Origin of the sequence: Shewanella sp. 10N.286.45.A1 (assembly GCF_041470405.1) — a bacterium.
Taxonomy (GTDB): domain Bacteria; phylum Pseudomonadota; class Gammaproteobacteria; order Enterobacterales; family Shewanellaceae; genus Shewanella.
Genome location: NZ_JBFRMK010000371.1, coordinates 1 through 2,978 on the forward strand (window position 1 = coordinate 1; position 2,978 = coordinate 2,978).

At 43.9% G+C, this 2,978-nt stretch carries 3 protein-coding genes and 1 tRNA gene; 3 read left to right on the plus strand and 1 reads right to left on the minus strand.

Features of this window, described 5'->3' with window-relative positions; all coding sequences use genetic code 11:
• Positions 1-34: 34 nt before the first annotated feature.
• Positions 35-514 (minus strand): ribonuclease HI, encoded by a 480-nt coding sequence (gene rnhA / locus AB4238_RS21385; protein ID WP_372035535.1) that lies wholly within the window; start codon positions 512-514, stop codon positions 35-37.
• 71 nt (positions 515-585) lie between these two features.
• Here rnhA and dnaQ point away from each other — a divergent pair, with 71 nt between their 5' ends.
• The 3 genes from dnaQ to AB4238_RS21400 all read left to right on the plus strand — a co-directional run bounded on the left by dnaQ (position 586) and on the right by AB4238_RS21400 (position 2,848).
• Positions 586-1,314, plus strand: a complete 729-nt coding sequence (dnaQ, locus tag AB4238_RS21390; protein WP_248975377.1) for a DNA polymerase III subunit epsilon — start codon at positions 586-588, stop codon at positions 1,312-1,314.
• Positions 1,315-1,324: 10 nt separating this feature from the next.
• Positions 1,325-2,644 (plus strand): TIGR03503 family protein, encoded by a 1,320-nt coding sequence (locus AB4238_RS21395; protein ID WP_372035537.1) that lies wholly within the window; start codon positions 1,325-1,327, stop codon positions 2,642-2,644.
• Positions 2,645-2,771: 127 nt separating this feature from the next.
• A tRNA-Asp gene (locus AB4238_RS21400) sits at positions 2,772-2,848 on the plus strand.
• Positions 2,849-2,978 lie beyond the last annotated feature (130 nt).

The following is a 2,978-nucleotide window of genomic DNA, read 5'->3' on the forward strand; positions in this document are numbered from 1 at the left end:
AAGGTCAACAGCCCCTAATTATATTTATAGCAATTTAATCTTGTTGTGCGAGATAGCCGCTGTCTTCTTGAGTCGGCTTTTTCTCTGCAGCTTGGCGTGCTAAGTCATCACAGCGTTCATTCTCAACATGCCCTGCATGGCCTTTAACCCAGCGCCAATCAATTTGGTGCCGCTGTGAAACGGCATCAAGACGTTGCCATAAATCGACATTTTTTACCGCTTGCTTAGTGGATGTTACCCAACCATTGCGTTTCCAGCCATGGATCCATTGCGTGATCCCTTGGCGCATATATTGGCTATCGCTAGTTAATATTACTTGGCAAGGGACTTTTAGCGCCTCTAATGCCACAATAGGAGCGAGCATCTCCATGCGGTTATTGGTGGTTAATGCAAAACCATCGGCGAGTTCATGAGTATGTTTTTTGTACTTCATTACAATGCCGTAGCCCCCAGGCCCAGGGTTTCCTAAGCAAGAACCGTCGGTAAAGATAGAGATCTGTTTCAGTCCAGTCATCAAGTTGGTACCATAGCGAAAGTGCTGGGCGAGTATACCCAAAAATTTAACTGAGAAATGCATTAATTCACATGAACATTATTTCAAGCGCTAAACGCCAAATTATTCTCGATACCGAAACCACAGGTATGAACCAATCTAGTGGCCCTATCTATCTTGGTCATCGCATTATTGAGATTGGTTGTGTTGAAGTGGTAAACCGCAAGCTAACTGGGCGTCATTACCACGAATATATCAATCCGCTACAACCAATTGATGAAGAAGCGATTGAAGTTCATGGGATCACCAATGAATTTGTCGCAGACAAACCTAAGTTTCATCAAATAGCGCAAAGTTTTATTGAGTTTATTGATGGCGCTGAAATTGTGGCACATAACGCAAACTTCGACGTTAGCTTTATGGATCATGAGTTTTCGATGTTACAGCCTATTGGGCCGAAGACAGCCGAAATATGTCAAATACTCGATTCACTTGCCATCGCCAAACATCTTCATCCGGGACAGAAAAATAACCTCGATGCGCTTTGTAAGCGATACGGTATTGATAACTCTCGCCGCGATCTTCACGGCGCATTACTGGATGCCGAGATCTTAGCTGACGTTTACCTCATCATGACGGGCGGGCAAACTAAGTTTAACCTATCAAGTGAAAAAGCGGGTCAAGAGAGCGGTGGCATAAATAGGCTCCCTAAAGATCGAGCAAAACTTAAAGTGATCAGCGCATCGGCCGATGAACTAACTAGACATGAAGAGCGACTCGACTTAGTCGCTAAATCTGGGCAGTGTATCTGGCGAGGATAGATTTTTATCTATGATTAAACGCGTAACAACATGTGTAGCGGCGATACTTATTGGGCTCTTGCTAAGCCGTATCGCCATTGCTGACGTCATTCTTTCATCTCAAGCCTCTGAATTAAAAAATCGCTTTAGAATTGACCATATGGTCGATAGTGTCACCTTGCTTATTCAACGCGAGTACGGCAGTGCACCGGTAATTGTGGTGCAGCCTGATGGCAGTAAATGGTATGCCAGTCGCCATCCAGAATCCGTAAAGTGGATGGATGGATTGACCGGCGATATGATCACCATTGAAAACCCTATGCCAGGCCCTTGGCAGCTTATAGGTAGAGTTGTTGAAGGCTCTGTAATTGACAAAGTCTCCAAACTTTCAATCGACGTCGATCCGATCCCACAGCCACTTTACCAAGGTGAACGTCTGAAGTTAACCACACGTCTGATTGGAGATGATGAAAAAGTTCGCTTACCAGGTTTAGATTATCTGATGAGCTGGACGGCGAAATTTATCAGCGACAACAATCCTGGTGATGAAAACTTTGCGGCGGGAAGCTTTATCGTCGGTAACTATCGAGACAATGGTGAAAAGCTTGATGAAACCCCTGATGACGGGGTCTTTACCAGTAAGATAAATTTAACCCAAGCGTGGGGTGGTTATACCCTACAAGTCGATGCTAAGAATGCCGTGCTTGAACGCCAATACTCTGAAGCATTTACCTTGTCGACACGGCCTATTAATGTGGAGATTGTCGCGCCTGAAAGTGCAGAGGCGGGACGGTGGGATCTACACCTAACCGTAGATGCAAATGAATTGTTGTTATCGCAGACGCACATTGAAGCTGAAATAGTGGGGCCTGCTGGAATGCGGTTATTAGAATCTATTTCAGATATTGCTGAAGCTGATAGTTTGTTTCACTTAAAACCGGTGAATGATTTTGGTAGTTATCGCATCAAGTTAACGGCTGTGAGCACCACTAAAGCTGGACGCGAGATCTATTTGACCTTACCGGAACTGTTTTTTAATTTTGTTAAACCACCAGAGCCACCGCCTTCAAAAGAGGAACTTGCGGCAAAGGCAGAACAGCAAGCCAAGAAGGCAGAAGACTCAGCAAAACAAGATGCCATATTTTGGTTGATTACTATCAATACGGTTTTACTCATTTTGGGTATTTTGATTTTACTGTTTGTCCGTAAACGCAGTAACTTGAAAAAAGCACTCGCTGCCACTCAAGCAAGAATAGATAAAGAGTCACGTCAACAGAAGATGACTATGGAACTTGATGAGATTGATCTGATGATGCCGGAAGATTTTGATGATCCCAAAGCTGGAAACTAACCCGCAAATCGTGATTGTTGTACGTTAAATATCAAAATTGAGTATTTTTTAGCTGGTTAGTAATATTTGCTGCAAAAACTTATTGACGGAGTTTAACAGTCTACGTATTATTCATCGCACTTGATGTGGAGCGGTAGTTCAGTTGGTTAGAATACCGGCCTGTCACGCCGGGGGTCGCGAGTTCGAGTCTCGTCCGTTCCGCCAATCAAGTGCTAAAATTTAAACTATTTGTTAGTGACATAACGAATAGAATAAGAACTAAGATAATTGGTTTTTATTAGAGTTTTGGAGCGGTAGTTCAGTTGGTTAGAATACCGGCCTGTCACGCCGGGGG